The 15,534-nt window shown below is 59.3% G+C and carries 14 protein-coding genes and 1 tRNA gene; 6 read left to right on the plus strand and 9 right to left on the minus strand.

The features are described 5' to 3' along the window. The first annotated feature begins 66 nt into the window (after positions 1-66). Both GQA94_RS19205 and GQA94_RS19210 read left to right on the plus strand, forming a co-directional pair. A complete protein-coding gene (locus GQA94_RS19205; protein WP_158189508.1) occupies positions 67-1,347 on the plus strand; it encodes a hypothetical protein in 1,281 nt (426 codons plus the stop codon). Next, positions 1,344-2,345 (plus strand): phage integrase, encoded by a 1,002-nt coding sequence (locus GQA94_RS19210; RefSeq protein ID WP_158189509.1) that lies wholly within the window; start codon positions 1,344-1,346, stop codon positions 2,343-2,345. Before GQA94_RS19205 ends, GQA94_RS19210 begins: the two co-directional genes overlap by 4 nt. Before the next feature lie 39 nt (positions 2,346-2,384). On the opposite strand, the gene GQA94_RS19215 is transcribed toward GQA94_RS19210, so the two are convergent. The 5 genes from GQA94_RS19215 to GQA94_RS19235 all read right to left on the minus strand — a co-directional run bounded on the left by GQA94_RS19215 (position 2,385) and on the right by GQA94_RS19235 (position 7,252). Next, positions 2,385-2,460, minus strand: a tRNA-Thr gene (locus tag GQA94_RS19215). Positions 2,461-2,551: 91 nt separating this feature from the next. Continuing rightward, a complete protein-coding gene (locus GQA94_RS19220; RefSeq protein ID WP_158189510.1) occupies positions 2,552-3,370 on the minus strand; it encodes a DUF3618 domain-containing protein in 819 nt (272 codons plus the stop codon). After that, positions 3,367-3,813 (minus strand): phage holin family protein, encoded by a 447-nt coding sequence (locus tag GQA94_RS19225; protein ID WP_158189511.1) that lies wholly within the window; start codon positions 3,811-3,813, stop codon positions 3,367-3,369. The genes GQA94_RS19220 and GQA94_RS19225 overlap by 4 nt, the downstream gene beginning before the upstream one ends. Continuing rightward, complete coding sequence (locus tag GQA94_RS19230) at positions 3,810-4,679, minus strand: apolipoprotein A1/A4/E family protein (protein WP_233270183.1); 870 nt, start codon at positions 4,677-4,679, stop codon at positions 3,810-3,812. Before GQA94_RS19230 ends, GQA94_RS19225 begins: the two co-directional genes overlap by 4 nt. Positions 4,680-5,116: 437 nt before the next feature. Next, positions 5,117-7,252, minus strand: coding sequence for a glycoside hydrolase family 5 protein (locus GQA94_RS19235; protein WP_158189512.1), 2,136 nt, complete (start codon positions 7,250-7,252; stop codon positions 5,117-5,119). A 565-nt stretch (positions 7,253-7,817) separates the two neighbouring features. Here GQA94_RS19235 and GQA94_RS19240 point away from each other — a divergent pair. The 3 genes from GQA94_RS19240 to GQA94_RS19250 all read left to right on the plus strand — a co-directional run bounded on the left by GQA94_RS19240 (position 7,818) and on the right by GQA94_RS19250 (position 10,177). Next, entirely contained in the window at positions 7,818-8,033 is a 216-nt protein-coding gene (locus GQA94_RS19240) for a DUF2945 domain-containing protein (protein WP_158189513.1), read from the plus strand. Continuing rightward, a complete protein-coding gene (locus GQA94_RS19245; RefSeq protein WP_158189514.1) occupies positions 8,030-8,605 on the plus strand; it encodes a DUF488 family protein in 576 nt (191 codons plus the stop codon). The genes GQA94_RS19240 and GQA94_RS19245 overlap by 4 nt, the downstream gene beginning before the upstream one ends. 282 nt (positions 8,606-8,887) lie before the next feature. After that, positions 8,888-10,177: an oligosaccharide flippase family protein gene (locus GQA94_RS19250; RefSeq protein WP_158189515.1), complete on the plus strand. Its 1,290-nt coding sequence runs from the start codon at positions 8,888-8,890 to the stop codon at positions 10,175-10,177. A 65-nt stretch (positions 10,178-10,242) separates the two neighbouring features. Here the strand turns inward: GQA94_RS19250 and GQA94_RS19255 are convergent, their stop codons facing one another. Continuing rightward, on the minus strand, positions 10,243-11,013 hold the full coding sequence (locus tag GQA94_RS19255; RefSeq protein ID WP_158190173.1) for a WecB/TagA/CpsF family glycosyltransferase: 771 nt from the start codon (positions 11,011-11,013) through the stop codon (positions 10,243-10,245). Between the two features lie 120 nt (positions 11,014-11,133). Between GQA94_RS19255 and GQA94_RS19260 the strand changes: the two genes are divergently transcribed. Continuing rightward, positions 11,134-12,261, plus strand: a complete 1,128-nt coding sequence (locus tag GQA94_RS19260) for a glycoside hydrolase family 5 protein (protein ID WP_233270184.1) — start codon at positions 11,134-11,136, stop codon at positions 12,259-12,261. Between the two features lie 56 nt (positions 12,262-12,317). On the opposite strand, the gene GQA94_RS19265 is transcribed toward GQA94_RS19260, so the two are convergent. Genes GQA94_RS19265 through GQA94_RS19275 form a run of 3 tightly spaced genes read right to left on the minus strand, consistent with a single transcriptional unit; the run spans position 12,318 to position 15,369 of the window. After that, positions 12,318-13,298, minus strand: coding sequence for a phosphoribosyltransferase family protein (locus tag GQA94_RS19265; RefSeq protein ID WP_158189516.1), 981 nt, complete (start codon positions 13,296-13,298; stop codon positions 12,318-12,320). A gap of 60 nt (positions 13,299-13,358) precedes the next feature. Continuing rightward, entirely contained in the window at positions 13,359-14,123 is a 765-nt protein-coding gene (locus GQA94_RS19270) for a glycosyltransferase (protein WP_158189517.1), read from the minus strand. Next, positions 14,086-15,369: a hypothetical protein gene (locus GQA94_RS19275; protein WP_233270185.1), complete on the minus strand. Its 1,284-nt coding sequence runs from the start codon at positions 15,367-15,369 to the stop codon at positions 14,086-14,088. Before GQA94_RS19275 ends, GQA94_RS19270 begins: the two co-directional genes overlap by 38 nt. Positions 15,370-15,534 lie beyond the last annotated feature (165 nt).

Below are 15,534 nucleotides of genomic sequence, written 5' to 3' on the forward strand. Positions count from 1 at the left end.
GTTCCTGTAACACGTCAGATAACCAGTTGTGGATTCAGTGGTAAACGCTCAATAAAGGTAGAACCGATGCAAGTTAAAGATTTCATCCGCGTTGATCGAACGACCGGCGAAGAAAGCAGCAAAGGCCGGCTTTTTCTGGACATTGGCTATACGGGCTTCAAGGACCTCTCAGGCGTTCGGCTGCTGCGCTGCGGCGTCGATACGGTTCGCCAGCTGTACCGCGGATTGATCCGCCCGGAAATCATGGCGCTGTTCGAGAAGCCGGGCGCGATGGTCGAGTTCGCCGGGCACATCTGGCACTCGGGCCGTGTGGGCCGGGACTCGGGCTACCAGTACAAGCTGCAGAACGCCGACCTGGGCTTCATCCTGCTCATCAAGAACTTCAACGCTAAGCTCGAACACATCGGCCCGCACTTGAAAATCGAGGTGTCGCCGCACGCCATCGACACGCTGTCACCGGAACGGCTGCAAGAGCGTATGGATTACTACGCGGCCGCCGTAATGACTCACCGGGAACGCAACCAGTGCGCCGTCCACCTCGCCTTGGACCTGCAAGGCTGGAAGCCCCCGGTCGATCTGGTCGCCCGACTGCATTGCCGAGCCAGAACGCACCGCGATATCTCGGGCATCAACCAAATCGAGTGGGCCACCAAGTCCAGCGTTTACGGTCGCGGGGAAACGTCCATGTTCGGCTCTGCCGGTGGCGTGCAGCTGTGCATCTACAACAAGACCGAGCAGGCCCGCGCAACGGACAAGCTCGACTTCTGGGAAAGCCTCTGGCGGCGTCGGGATTCGTTCGATGCGGCTGATCCGGACAACTACGATCCAGCCCAGGACGTGTGGCGGGTCGAGCTGCGTTATCACCATTCGATCATCCAGCAGTTCGCCAGCGGCTCGATTGACGTGAAGACCGGCAAAGCCATCGACACGGACTCCTTTGCGACCTTCTCCGCCCATCTGGACGGTCTGTGGCGCTACGGTCTGCGCCAGTTCAAGCTGATCGCCCGCCCCGGTTACTACGAGCCGATCTGGACACTGATGCGCGATGACGTGCGGGTCGATGTGGCCGTGGATTCACTGATCGATGACACCGAATACAAGCGCTACTACAAGACCTCTCGAGGCTTCTCGGGCAAGAACGTGGAGCTGTTCCTGGGAAACTTCGTAAGCCTGCTAGCAAGGGAGCGGGTGGGCGCTAAGAAAGCATTCGAGACCCTACAGCAATGGGATTGCTGGCCGGTCATCCGGGACCACTACGCCGCCAAGGAGATGAGCGAGCGAGACCTGTACAAGCACATCAAAGCATTGCTTGAGGAACGCCATGTTCGCTGGGGGCGTGCCGTTTGATCACCAAGGGACCGAACGGTTGGGACGTCGACTTCTGGCTGGATAGAACCGCTGGCATCCGCAAGCGCAAACGCGCCTTTCGTACCCGAAGCGAAGCCGAACGATGGGTCGCAGAACTGCGCCGTGACTATAGCCGCCGTGGCCGTGATCCGGGTGAGCGCTTGGCCGATCTGGTGCAAGTCTGGTACGAGCTGCACGGGGTACAGCTCAAGGATCAGCGTCGCTACGGGCGCACCCTGGCGATTGTCGAAGCCCTGGGTAACCCGATTGCCTCATCGCTGACGGCCCTGGAGTTCAGTCGCTACCGGGCCGAACGGCTCAAAAGCTGCACCCCGGCAACGGTCAACCATGAACACCGCTACCTGAAAGCCGTCTTCAACGAACTGATCCGCCTGGGCGTCTGGCATGAAGCCAACCCGCTCGCCAATCTGCGGCAACTGCGTATCGACGAAACCGAGCTGACCTTTCTCACCCTGGACGAATGTCGATTAGTGCTGAGCGAGTGCGCCCGTTCCACAAACAGCCATACCCTGCCTGTCGCCAAGCTGTGTCTGGCTACCGGTGCTCGCTGGGATGAGGCCGAATCGATCACCCGCAATCAGCTCGCCAATGGGCAGGTTCGGTTCTCTCGGACGAAGAATGGACGCGTTCGGTCGATCCCGGTGCCTGATGATCTGGTGAAATTGCTTCTCGAGCGTGGCTACCCAGGATCGGGCAGGCTGTTCAGCTCCTGTCGATCGGCGTTCCGCAAAGCCTACGAACGCACCGGTCTGCATACCCCCGGCCAGCTGACCCACATCCTGCGGCACACGTTCGCCAGCCACTACATGATGCAGGGCGGCAACATCCTCACACTGCAACGAATCCTGGGGCATGGCGATATCAAGATGACCATGCGCTACTCACACCTGGCGCCGGATCACTTCGCGACCGCCCTCACCCATTCGCCTCTCGCATTGCTGAGACAAGAACGGGACACTTGTGAGACACCGCTATAAACGAAAAAGGGCTAGCCGAAGCTAACCCTTTGATCTCATTGGTGCCGGTGAGAGGAGTCGAACCCCCGACCTTCGCATTACGAATGCGCTGCTCTACCTACTGAGCTACACCGGCTTGGAGCGGCGCATTATCGGATTTCGCCGGTGCGGACTCAAGCCCACACCGGCGAAAAGATTGCCGCATCTGGCGATGCGGCATCAGCACGTTACAGCCCGGCGGATGTCGGGTCCGGCGCGTTGGAGCTGGAGGTGGTGCTGGAGCTTGTGCGACTGGATTCGCTGCCGCTGGTACTCTGCTTGACCTGCGCGGCAACTTCCTCACCCTTGGCCGAGACTTTCTGGTAACCCTCTTCGGCCTTGTGCCGCAGCCGGTCGGTTACGCGGTCGCTCACCTCGCCCAGCGCCTCGTCTTCACGACGCGTCGGTGGTATGGAGGCGGCAAGCAGCGCGCCCAGCGCAATGCCGATGGCACCCAGTGCCAACGGTTGCTCTTCCAGCAGATGATTGAAGCCTCCGCGAGCCCGATCGGCGCCACCGCGCAAACGCTCTGAAGCATGGCGCGTGGAATCGCTGGCCCGCGCACGCGCGTTGCCAATGGACTCGGAGACGCTGTGGCTCATCTGGCTGGCCTTGTCCTTTATCCCCGCACCCTGTTCCTTGAGGCCCGCCGTCTTGGCGGAAAGTTTTTCGCCCATCGAGGGGCCGGTCGAGTCGCCGGTGTAGCGCGTCGTGGTCACGCTCGAATGTGGTTGGCGATTTTGCCCCGCCATCAGCCAGAGCAAGCCGATGGACGTCAGCACCGTCGGGACGGGATTGGCCTTGACCGTATTGCTCAGATTGGAAAAGAACTCACCGCTGCCGCCTTTCATATAGCTCATCGCGGTATCGATGAGTTCACCCGGGGACAGCTTGTTTTCCAGCGCGTTGACGATATTGCCAATCTCGGCTCGCTGTTGGTCGATCTCGCGCTCCAGCTCTGCGGGATCCTTTTGCGCTTCGGCATCGATCTGATTGCGTGTGCTCATGATGTGTGCCCCTTGACGGCTTCTTTATCCTTGTTGACCGAGTGGATGGTGCGCTCGGGCTTGAATGAGGACGCCTCGAATTTCTTCTTGCCGGCCGACACCATGATCAAGCCAATCACCACGACCACGGCGCCGACGATCAGCGCAGCGAGCCAGGGCTCCATGAGTTTGCTCAGGCCATAGACCGCCGACATCAGCAGGACGATGAACCCGCCGAGCAGCACCGCGCCGCCCGTTGCGACACTCGCCGCGCCGGCTTTGGTGGCCCGCAGCGATTCGCTCAGCTCGGCTTTCGCCAGTGCCAGCTCCTTGGTCACCAGGGACGGCACTTCGTGGGTCAACTGCCGCAGAAGGCCGCCGACGGAACTGTCGTTCTCGGCGCGCACGCCGGGTTCGGTCGGATTCACCGAGGTCGTATTGGTTGTGTTACGTGCTTCGCTCATGGGAAAAGCCCTCCATCAGTACCTTTGCCGTCGCGGCTGGAAGTGGAGCCGAGACCCGTTCCCGACGTAGAGCCCAACCCGCTGTTCGTGCCGGCGTTGGTCCCGCTGGAGCCAAGTCCGGTCCCGGACGTGCCGGTTGTGCCGCCCATGCCTGTTCCGGATGGGGTCGCAGGTCGGGAGGCAGCGCCGGTGGTAGACGAGGTCCCGGCATTGCTGATGCTGCCGATGGTTCCCGATTCGCCGGTGTTCAGGCGGTCGTTGAGCTCATCCTGATCGGACAGATGCCCGCTCTCGGAGGCACCATAAGAACTGGCCGAGGATGAGAACGAGGTCGAGCTGTCATGGCCGTGGCTGTAGCCGTCCTGCGCGACTCGCTTGCTGGAGGCACGGGCGAAACGAGTCAGACCAAAGCCCAGCGCAACGCTACCGGCGATGAACAGACCCGGGTTGTTGCGTGCCAGCCGGTTAACGTCCTGGAGCAACTCGTCGACGTTCTTGCCGCGCAGATCCTCGGAGAACCTGCCCATGCTCTGCGCCAGGGTCGATACATAGTTGGACAACCCTAGACGATCCTGCCCTTCCAGCTGTTCGGCAGCCGCCTTGGCGCTCTGCGCAACCTTTTCGAGTTCGTCGGCTGCGGTTTCACGATAGCCTTCGAGCTGGCTTTTGCCCTGGTTTTTGACCTGGGTCTTGACCTCGTCGGCCGCCTGCCGGGCCTTGGCTTTGGCATCCTCAGTCACGTTCCCGGTTGTCGTGCCGGACCCGGACTGACTCCCGCTGGTGGGTGTGGAGGTTGTCGATGAGGTGTCGGGGCCGGTCTTGGGTAGGCCACCGTAACCGGTGATTTCTTCGTCGGGTGTAGTCATTTGATTCACCTTTATATGGCTTGGCCGGAAGACCACGGTCCGTAGGAACACAGCAACTGCGGTGGACCGCGAACTGTGTAATTTTCGGTGCGCACATATAAGGTGACCGGGGCGCTATTTTCGAGTTCCATTATTTCCACGCGCCTCAAGCAAGGCCGCGTAATTATCCGGAGTTGTGCGGCACCCCTGTTTCTCTCGCGTAATTAATGGCAAGTTGCCTTCGATATAACGACAAGCCGCGTGGCGACTGCATTTAAGCGTAACGGCATGAAAAACAAGCGAAACGGGTTACTGACCACCATAAGTCGTTTAACCGGCCGCAGGTGTCCGCCAAACGAAACCGCAGCCGACGAGCAGCGCGCTTATTTGATGCCCGCCATATAAGCGAGACAAAAAAAAACGGGCCCGAGGGCCCGTTCTTTCATACCGGTCGCGATTTACAGCGGACCGATGGTGGAGCAAGTCTTCTTGGCAGCGGCATGCTTTTGCAGCGGAGCCAACTGAGGACGGTGCTTACCGCTTGTAACGTCCAGCGCCATGATGTTCTCGCCCCAGCGAGGACCGGCAGCCCAGTAGGTGCTCGGGATGCAGTTCTGGTTCAGGTAGGCCAGCAGGTTGTCAGTGGCGACTACGGCAGACGGAGAGAAGTCCGGGATGCCATGCTCGCCAAGGAAACCGCGCAGCTTGTTGGCCTTCAACCACTCTACCCACGGCTTGACCCGCTCGACGCCCAGGTTCGGCGCGAAGGTTTCGGCACGATTGCGATAGGTGCCCGAGTAATCGTAGTCCAGGTACTGGTGCGCTTCGTAAACCAGGTTGTTCTTCGGATCGCGCATCCATGGATCGTTGATCAACTGGGTGTTGTACTTCTGCCAATGGAAGGCACTGGAGTAACGGTCGCCAGCGATCATGATCCACTTGCTCGGGTCGACCTTACGAATCGCCTGTCCCGCTGCCTGCGCCGTCTGCGGCCAGAGGTTGTTGCCGGTGTTGTACGGCTCGTTCATCAGACCGTAGCCATACAGGGCCGGGTGCTTGGACACCTGCACGGCGATCTTGCGCCAGGTTTCAGCGAACTGCGCGCGCGGTACTTCCGGCGAGTTGATTACCTTGCCGTAGTAGCGGTAGTAGTTGTGCATATCAAGGATGACCTTGATGCCGTACTTCTGCGCGTAATCGAGCGACTGCTTGATGCGGCCCAATTCGGCGGCGTCCAGTTCGGTACCCAGCTTGGGCTGGATTCGCTCCCAGAGGAAGCCCAGACGGATCAGCTTGAAGCCCAGGCCGGCGTGGCGCTTGTAGTAGGACTCGTCCGCGTAGGTGTAACCCTTGTTGTAGATGCCCGGTACGTTCGACGGGTCGAACACGCCGGAACCGAAGTTCACGCCCACCAGGTTGATACCGCTGCCGTCACTGACGACGGGGGGAGCAGGTGTCGGCGCTGGCGCCGGAGTCGGTGCCGGGGTTGGGGTCGGCGTCGGGGCAACGTTCGCCGGCGGTGTGGTTGTGCCGGTGCTCGATACCACGCTGATGGTCTTCGGATAGCCAACGGCGCTGGCCGACAGGGCCGTGCCGCTCAGCATGACGGACAGGTGAGCGCCCACGTCATAGACCGCGTTAACCTTGCGCACCTGGCCATCGGCCAGTTTCACCGAAGAGCCCACCACGAACGCAGCCTTGTTGGCAGCGTTGTCAGGAACGGAGAAGCCGGCGCCTTTACGGTAAATGCCGTTTTCCCAGTCCGAGTTGGTGAAGCTGTTCAGGCCTGCGCTAAACGTGTTGCTGGGTGCGGTCGGTGTCGGTGTCGGTGTCGGTGTCGGCGTTACGCTAGCCGGAGGCGTGGTCGTGCCGGTGGAGCCGGACGCAACGCTGACGGTTTTCGGATAGCCAACGGCGCTGCCAGAGAGCGCAGAGCCGCCCATCATGACGGAGAGATGCGCACCGGTGTCGTAGACGGCGGTGATCTTGCGTACCTGACCGTCTGCCAGCTTGGCCGAAGCGCCGACCACGAATGCAGCCTTGTTGGCAGCGGTATCCGGGATCGAGAAGCCGGGCGACTTGCGATAAATCCCCTTGTCCCAATCGGCGCTGGTGAAATTGTTCAGAACGGCAGAGTGCGAGCTGCTCGGTGCAGTCGGCGCAGGAGCCGGCGCGGTGGCCGAAGGCGATCCTGTGGAAGCGACCACGGTGCTGATGGTGCGCGGTGCACCGACCTTGCCACCGTCAAGAAGGCCGCCATCGACGTAGATGCTGAGGTTGCTGCCTACGACGTAGACCTTGGTGATCTTGCGAACCTGGCCATCGGCAAACTTGATCTGCACGCCCGGCTTGAAGGCGGCAATTGCGGCAGAGCTGGCGGGAATGGACAGGCCAGCGGTGCGGCGCCATACACCGTTCAAGAAGTCGGTGCTGGTGAACTTGTTGATTGGAGAAGTGAAGGCAGTCGCAGAGGACGCACTTACGGTAATCGCGGCAGCCGCTTCGCCAGTGAACGCGACGGCGCCAAATACGGTAGCAAAAGCGATGGAACGAACGAGTGCCCTGGGGGCACCAGTAATTACATTGATAGACATTCAGTCTCTCCGGAACTTAATACTTCAAAAGGCCGAAGCCTTTAAAAAAGTGGCGGGAGTTTTAAATTTGAGTCGTACAGGCGCTTTACTGGGACAGATGCTGCACTTAGCGCCACCGGACGAACCGCGTTACAACGACGCCGGATTACCAGTAGGTGAACCGGCAATCCGTTGCGTGGCGCCTTTATAATAGGTTTGCAAAACGATTCAAAATTTTTTTGACGGCTTTAGAGCGCCAAGCTGCCGTCACATTTTTGACCGGCCATTAATCCGCTATTAGAAAGTGTCCTTGTGCCAGTACGCTCGATAGCCCACGAGCCGCTTTAAACCGTTTCGCTAATACTCCGTCGGCGTCATTTTTTTGAATGAACCAAGTCACAGAAGCCGATATTGGCTATGGCGATAACCGACGAACGGTAAGAGCAAGGAACCGCTCTTTCCGGTCTTGCTTATAAGAGAGGAAGAGGGACTTCCGCCCTGGTTATTCCTGAAACGCTCGTTCTGCAGCGAAAGCGTCACCCTGGGATGACAATCGGCAGGCGACCCGACAACAACCGGAGCAGCCATGGCGCATCACACATTCAAGGTTGGCGACCACGTCCGATGGAATTCCGAGGCGGGATTCGTGACAGGACGCATCATTAAGGTCCATGTCGAGGACACCGACTTCAAAGGCCGTAGGCGTCGGGCCAGCCCGCAGACGCCGCAATACGAGATCGAGAGCGACAAGACCGGCCATGTGGCGATGCACAAGGGCAGCGCGCTGAGCAGAATCGAATGACCACGTCCGTGCCGCGTCAAATCTGGACCATCGGCCATTCCACCCGCACGCCTGAGGCGTTCATCGCCGTGCTGGAGCACTACGGCATCGAGGCCGTTGCGGATGTTCGCCGCTTTCCGGGATCGAGGCGGTTACCGCAGTTCCTTTCGGCGAATCTCGCAGCCGCGCTGTCCGAGCGAGGCATCGCCTACGAATGGATAGAGTCATTAGGCGGTCGGCGGCGCCCGCCCCCGGGCGCGAGCACCAGCGCCTGGCGCAACGCGTCCTTCCGGGGCTACGCCGAGCACCTGAAAACCGATGAGTTCGCCCGTGGGCTGGCGCAGCTCCTGCGTCTGGCCGCGACACAACGCACCGCAATGATGTGCGCCGAAGTGCTCTGGTGGCGCTGTCATCGGTCCATGGTCTCGGACGTGCTGAAGCTGCGCGGGATCGACGTGCTGCACATTCAGGACGCGCAGCGACTGACGCCTCACCCCTTCACTTCGCCCGCTCGGCTGGTGGACGGTGAGCTGAGCTACGTAGAGGGCGTGGGGCAGCCACTGAAGACAACCGGGCCGGACGTGGGCGGATAGCGCGGCACCGCGTATGACCGGAAAGACGCCCTGGACCATCCGCGCCTCTCCCGTTCAGCGCAGCGACAGCGGGATCTGCGCGCCACATAACGACCGCAACGGCCCGACAGGCTGCATCGACAGAAACTTTTGCGCCGCTACGGCTTCATATACGCAATCAACAAGCCAAGCGCCATCGAGCCGTTGGATACCAGGGTATCGATTGACGACCCACCTGCATGAAGGATGCACACCGTCATGCACCGCTCACAGGGAGGAGTGCCAGTGCCAGGCCTCGGTTTTATGGTCAAGCGCATTGCAGCCAGGCAATGGCTGGCGGGAGGATCGTCCGCCAAGGTGTTCAAGGGCATGGCGACCCTGGCGGTTGGCAACGGGCTGGCGCGGATCGTGGGGCTGGCCGCGATTCCCATCCTCACCCGAATCTACAGCCCCGAGCACTTCGGCGTGCTGTCGGTATTCACCGCCCTACTGCTGATTCTCACGCCCTTGATGACGTTGCGCTATGAGCTGGCAGTGCCACTGCCCCGCAGAGACAGCACAGCCATGGCGCTGATGGTGCTGTCAGCCAGCCTCATCGCCGTGATGGCCCTGGTCCTGGGCACGTTGCTGTGGCTCGCCGGTCCGACCGTGCTGAGCCTGGTCTCGGCGCAGGCACTCATCCCGTACAGCTGGATGCTGGTCATCGCCCTGATCAGTGCGGGCGTGTACGAGGTGTTGCTGATTTGGGCGGTGCGCCGGCGCGCCTATCCGGCGATCGCGCGCACTCAACTGCAGCAGAGTGCCGTTGGTTCGATTGCAAAGATTGCGTTGGGCGTAATGGGTATGAAACCGCTCGGGCTTCTGGCTGGCCAGGTATTGGGCGCTGGCGCGGGGACGATGTCGCTGTTGAGGCTGTTTGGAGCGGATGTAAGACAGTACTGGCGCCACGTTACGCGGCGGCGAGCCTGGTTCATGCTAAGGCATTACAGCAGCTTCCCGACCTACCGCTTGCCTTCGCAACTGCTGCAGATCTTTTCCAGCCAGGCACCGCTGCTACTGACCGCAGCGCTGTATGACGCCCAGACGACGGGACAGCTCGGCCTGGCGATGATGACGCTGGCCTTGCCGATGAACCTGCTGGGGCATTCGACCAGCAAGGCGTACTACGCGGAAATCGCCTCAATCGGGCGCAAGCGACCTGCCGATATTCGCAATGTGACGCACGCAGTGATCAAACGCCTGCTGCTGCTCGCGATTGCGCCAACCCTTATTCTGCTGGTTTTCGGCGAGGCGCTGTTCGCACTGGCGTTCGGCGCTCAGTGGGCCCAGGCCGGCGAGCTGGCGTCGGTGATGGCGATCTACCTGCTATTCCAGTTCATGCATGCACCGGCGTCTCACCTGTTATCGGTGTTCGAAGGTCAGCGCCTGCTGTTGATGCTGAACGTACAGCGCACGGTACTGACGCTTGGCTGCTTCGCCGTCGCGCACCTTCTCAGCCTGTCGATCACGGCAGTGCTTGTGCTCTATGCGCTAGTGCTCTCGGCGCACTACCTGTTCAGCTTGCTGGTGACCCTGCGCGTCATCCCCCGGTAAGGCGGGTTGCCCGTCCAGCCGCCCCGGTTATCGCCGCCGGCCTCCCTGGCCGAGCGGCACCGCGATCAGGGTTCGCGCTTGAGCACGTTCCAGCCGCCAACACGCCGTGCACCGGAGAACGCATTACGCGACAGATAATAAAAGAACAACGGGATGCCCACCGCGTAGCGCTTGAACAGCCGCCGGGGCTCGATGAGCATGCGGAACGCCCATTCCAGCCCGAACCGGCGAAACAGCATCGGTGCGCGCGGAAAGCGCTGCGCTGAAAAATCCAGGATGGCGCCACCGCAGATCAGCAGTGCGCGTGTGTTCATCGACTTTTGCAGATGCAGCGCCACATGCTCCTGCTTGGGCATGCCCATCGCCAGCACGATGATCGGAAAGCGCCCCGGGACATGGTGCTGCTGATAGAACGCCAGATAGTCCTCGGAGCGCTGGAACCCATCCACCGCATGGAACCTGCGATCCCCGAAGAGCTTGCGCGCACCGTCGCTCAGCCAGGGTTCACGCGTGCCCATGGCGAACAGCTCGTAGTGATCCTCGGCATCGCCTACCAACTCGTCGATCAGCTCCGGAATGAAGTCCGATCCATTGAGGTTGGCCTTCGGGTCACGCCCGTTGAACAGGCAGGCGATCTTGATCCCGATGCCATCGCGCAGCAGATAGTTGACCTGCAGAAAACTCTCGAGCACCGAAGAGTGGCGCTGCGCGATGTTGTAGCCGTGCTGGTTGAGAAACCCGAGGATCGTCGGCGACTCGCGCTTCTTCAACTCGCAGATAAAAGGTCCCGTATCCACTTCATCCAATAGTTTTAGCTTCCCTATCAAAGGATCCATCCTTTTGGCGAGGGGATTTTTCATAAATAGCTTCTCTGTCTGTAAACCAATGAAAGTCGTTGGGGCGCGCTGCGAGGAACCCGAGGTCAACGCGCAGCGCTGAAGATTCGCCTGAAAAAAATGAACAATGCCTGCCCGTGTCGGACAAACGAAGCAGCCGCTGCCGCGGTGTCTTCCCAAAGAGTAGAAAGAGGTAATCAGATGTTAAGGACACATAGCGCTTCACAACGATCAAAAGGAATACTCCTCGGACTCATGCTGGTGCTCGGGAGTGCCGCTAGCCAGGCGGAAAATATTGATCTGATCGGGCTGAACATCGGCGGCGCCGCGTTTTCCGGCAATGTCATTCCCGGAAAATATAAAACAAATTATTTCTTCCCCGCCCCCGGCTACCTTTCGCAGTGGAAAGACAAGGGCATCCAGACCATTCGATTCCCCATCATGTGGGAACGTCTGCAACGCGAGTTGAACGCCGAACTCGACGAAGATTATGCACAACTGATCGAACAGACATTTCAGCAGGCCGCCGACAACGACATGAGGGTCATCCTCGACATCCATAACTACGCCCGCTATCAGAAACAGCTCATTGGAACCGAAGCTGTTCCGATATCGGCCTACCAGGATCTGCTGGAGCGTATTGCCAAACGCTGGAAGGATCAGCCAGGGCTTTACGCCTACGACATCATGAATGAGCCTCACGGCGCCGATGAATATTGGCCGGCGGCGGCGCAGGCCGGTATCGATGCCATCAGGAAACACGACAAGGATCGCCCGCTGTTCATCGAGGGAAACTTCTGGTCCAGCAGCCTTCACTGGCCGAAGTTCAATGACCCGCTGTTGCAATTGAAAGACCCCTCCGACAAGTTGATATTTTCCGCCCACCTGTACCTCGATAAACACGGGAGCGGACAATACAAGGAGCCGCTGGAGGATGACTTCGACACCATGCTCGGCGTCAAACGTGTCAAACCCTTTATCGACTGGCTGATCAAGCACGACAGGCAAGGCCATATCGGCGAGTTTGGAATCCCTGCCGATGATCCTCGCCTGCTGGAAGCCATGGACAACCTCCTGGCTTACCTGCAGCAACATTGCATCCCCATGACGTACTGGGCTGCGGGTTCTTCCTGGGGCAAGTACAAGCTGTCCGTCGAACCGAAGGACGGCGTGGACCGTCCGCAGTGGGAGGTGCTCCGCAAGTATGTCGGCCAGGGCGACTGCAGCCGTATCGGACCGGGCGCCTGAGCCACACCCTCGCCGTTCCGTCCCGTGCGCTTGCAAGGCGACCGGGACGGAACGCATCAGCCCTTGGATGAGGGTACCAACATCGCCCATTTGCCCAGTATCGACTTGGCCTTGCCGACCAGTTTGGCCTTCAGGCTGTAGCTCTTGCGCAAGGCATTGGCCTTGAGGTTGTAGACCTGGCCAGGCGCATACATTTCATTGGTTTCGATGCAGTACACCGGTTTTCCGCTGAGCTTCATGATCTCGATGGCCTGCCGCACTTCACTCTCGACGAACAGGCGCGTCAGCGGTTGCTTGGCGTAGACCTCCGCCTTGAACTTGTGATGGATATTCAAGCGCCGCCGCTCTTCAGCGCTGGGCAGGTCGAGCATGTGCAGGGTTCCGTACTGCACGCCATGGCGCTGCAGCCAGTCCTCGGTTTGCGCCCGGTACTTTTCCAGGCGACTGGTCACCAGATGCGCAACCTTGACCGACGGGATGAACAGCGGGCGCGTACCACTCAGGAAGTCCCGGTAGTTCGGGCCGTCATCGTTTTCCTCGACGGTCGGGTCGACACACAGCACCCCGTCGATGTCCAGGCAGGCCTGGGCCAGAAAGGGGTGATGCATGACATTCCATTCGAACACGCGAGGCTGCTCGACCAGCTCCAGGTACATGTCCACGTGGTGCCGATTGTGCCGTTCGGCAAACACCGCCATGGTCACCACGTGCCCGTCGTAGACGGCGCGCACCTGTTCTTCGGCGGCCCGCATCGACTTGGCCGATGAGATACTGTCGTCCACCAGCAGGATCTTCTTCGCATCCCTTGGATTGACCAGTTCGGCGTGTTTGTAGGTGCGGGTGTTGCCCTTTTTCAACTCATCGTTGCGCAGGAACGAATAGAGATCCGTCAATGGCAGGTTCTGCTTCAGCGCGATGATGCTGGCGACCAGCATTCCACTTCGAGGAATGCCGACCACCAGATCGATGTCGTTTGGAATCTTGCCGGCACATTCAGTGCTGAGCCGTGATAGATCATTCAGGCTTCGGTAGTTCATAGAATCCCCCCTGCGCCTTGTCCCTAGGATGGTTCATTCCGGATGAAAGACTGGCCGTGTTCAACGCCCCAATGACGAACGTAGCTGCTTGGTGTGCGTATGCACGTAATGCAGTACATAAAGTGCCAGGGCGTTGGGTTTGGAAAAGTTCAGAAAACGGGTTCTGATCTCCATGTCTTCGCGAATGGCTTCGAAGCGGCGCTTGTGCGATACGCCAGTGGTATCGAAGATGCACAGCGGAAACGGCAATTGCAGCACTTCACCCTGCAAATCCAGGCCCTGAAGAAATTCCAGCAACAGGCAATAATCGGCGGACAACTTGTAATCGAGCCTGAACTCGAACTGACGCAGCCGCTCGTTTTCGAAGTACATCGTCTGATGGCTGGCGGGCAGCCCCAGGGGTGCGCGTTCGATCGGCCTCGCAGCAGTGAGTTTCAGTTCGCCACTGGCTTCCTTGCGATAGAAGTCGCCATAGATGAACTTCGGCGTCACCGTCGTTTTCGATAATTCTTCATTGATGCGCTCAAGTACCGTCGGATCGGCCAGCGAATCCCCACTGTTGAGAAAGAGCGTATAGCCGGGCGTCTCGACGGCACGCAGACGCCCTTTGTTCATCGCGTCGTAGATACCCTTGTCCGGTTCTATGGTTATTTCCGCCTGGCTGTCATCCAGGCGTTTCAACCATTCGCCGCTGCCGTCCTTGGATGCTCCATCGATAACGATCCAGCGAAAGTTCCGGTAAGTCTGGCTGGCCAGGCTCCGATAGGTTTCCTTCAGGCCATCAAGATTATTCCAGTTTATAGTTACGATACTGAAACTGACCATAATTCACCTGTTCGAGATTTGTCGTAAGAGGAGTATTCGCTGTTTGCAACTTCGCGTAATAAAGGAAGAACGCAGCCGCCATGCCATAAACGTCACCCGAAAAGGTCAAGGCGTTGGACAGCGTGATATTCAATATGCTGAACACGAAGGACAATTGCAGTGCCGCCAGCAGAGGGCCCTTGTTCGCACAGTGACGCATGATCCAGATGAACCCGCCATAGAAGATCAGCGCGATGACCGGCGTCAGGAACCCATAGCGATAATAGACACCGAAGATGCCGACGTCGGCGAGATAAAAGTGCGAGTTATATATCCGCGAGAAACCGCCCTGCCATTGCAGCGACAACGCGCCCATGCCGAAATAATTATTGGCGCTGATGGCATCGAGAATGATCGCGACCGTTCTTTCCCTCACGCCCGGACCCGCCGTGGCATCGAACAGCAGCGCATCGAATCGGGCGTATTGCTCGTGATAGAACTCTGGAGCCAGGAGATAAGACACCACCAGGATCGCAAGGCCGAGCACGCTCATCTTCATCAGCGAATCGATACGCTTGCGGAATATCCATACCCCCGCCAACGCCCAGACCAGCATCGTCTGCCGGGTTTGCATGACCAGCCACAGGTAGGCCACGAAGTAGAGAAGAATGGCCAGTCTTGCGAGCGTGACCCGATCCTTCATGCTGTACATCAGCATGAAGGCCGAGATGGTGACGAAGGCCGAGCCGATGCGGAAGCGATTCGGCCGCAGCAGGTCCTCGAACTGCGTCCAGTCGTCGACCGTGAAGGAAGCCACCTTGTTCTGCGCAATGATGCCCAGGTAATAGGCAAAGCCCAGGGTGGCGCAGAACAGGGCGACGTAGAGAAAGTACTTGCCCAGTTCTTCCTGGGTCGGTGCCGCCTTGATCAACAGGAACAGGGTCGGAAAGAACACCAGGTACTGAAAGAAACGGCGCTCTTCCAGCAACCCATACGCCAGGGGCTGGCCAAAATTCAGATTGGCGAGCACCGCCGACATGACCGGCAGCACGGTGCCCATGAAAATGATCCACAGGCTGGTCTTGGACTGATAAACCCATCGCCATGCGACGAACAGGCAGGCTGTCGCCGCTATCACGACCAACAGGAACAGCTCCTGGAAGTACGGAATTCCGGCCCGCTTGTCATCCGTCAGGAAGAAGCAGGTGGAGTTCAGCAACAGCAGCATGAACAGCAGATTCTTGTACGCCAGAACTTTCCTTAACAAGCGCTTTCCCCATTTTTCCAGATATGCGTGGCGAACACAGAACCGAGCCGGCCTGGTTTGACGACTTGGGATAGGCGGTTCACCACGGCGAGGAATCATGTGCCATGGATGGACAACGGCAGCGGCAAAAAAGTCCGCTGCTGTCAGCCAAATGCACCTGCGTTC

This window comes from Stutzerimonas stutzeri, assembly GCF_009789555.1.
Lineage (GTDB): Bacteria > Pseudomonadota > Gammaproteobacteria > Pseudomonadales > Pseudomonadaceae > Stutzerimonas > Stutzerimonas stutzeri_R.

Excerpts from the sequence above, each read along its gene's own strand:
- GQA94_RS19205 (WP_158189508.1), top strand. The coding sequence starts at position 67 with ATGCAAGTTAAAGATTTCATCCGCGTTGATCGAACGACCGGCGAAGAA.
- GQA94_RS19220 (WP_158189510.1), bottom strand. The coding sequence starts at position 3,370 with ATGAGCACACGCAATCAGATCGATGCCGAAGCGCAAAAGGATCCCGCA.
- GQA94_RS19225 (WP_158189511.1), bottom strand. The coding sequence starts at position 3,813 with ATGAGCGAAGCACGTAACACAACCAATACGACCTCGGTGAATCCGACC.
- GQA94_RS19230 (WP_233270183.1), bottom strand. The coding sequence starts at position 4,679 with ATGACTACACCCGACGAAGAAATCACCGGTTACGGTGGCCTACCCAAG.
- GQA94_RS19235 (WP_158189512.1), bottom strand. The coding sequence starts at position 7,252 with ATGTCTATCAATGTAATTACTGGTGCCCCCAGGGCACTCGTTCGTTCC.
- GQA94_RS19240 (WP_158189513.1), top strand. The coding sequence starts at position 7,818 with ATGGCGCATCACACATTCAAGGTTGGCGACCACGTCCGATGGAATTCC.
- GQA94_RS19245 (WP_158189514.1), top strand. The coding sequence starts at position 8,030 with ATGACCACGTCCGTGCCGCGTCAAATCTGGACCATCGGCCATTCCACC.
- GQA94_RS19250 (WP_158189515.1), top strand. The coding sequence starts at position 8,888 with ATGGTCAAGCGCATTGCAGCCAGGCAATGGCTGGCGGGAGGATCGTCC.
- GQA94_RS19255 (WP_158190173.1), bottom strand. The coding sequence starts at position 11,013 with ATGGATCCTTTGATAGGGAAGCTAAAACTATTGGATGAAGTGGATACG.
- GQA94_RS19260 (WP_233270184.1), top strand. The coding sequence starts at position 11,134 with ATGAACAATGCCTGCCCGTGTCGGACAAACGAAGCAGCCGCTGCCGCG.
- GQA94_RS19265 (WP_158189516.1), bottom strand. The coding sequence starts at position 13,298 with ATGAACTACCGAAGCCTGAATGATCTATCACGGCTCAGCACTGAATGT.
- GQA94_RS19270 (WP_158189517.1), bottom strand. The coding sequence starts at position 14,123 with ATGGTCAGTTTCAGTATCGTAACTATAAACTGGAATAATCTTGATGGC.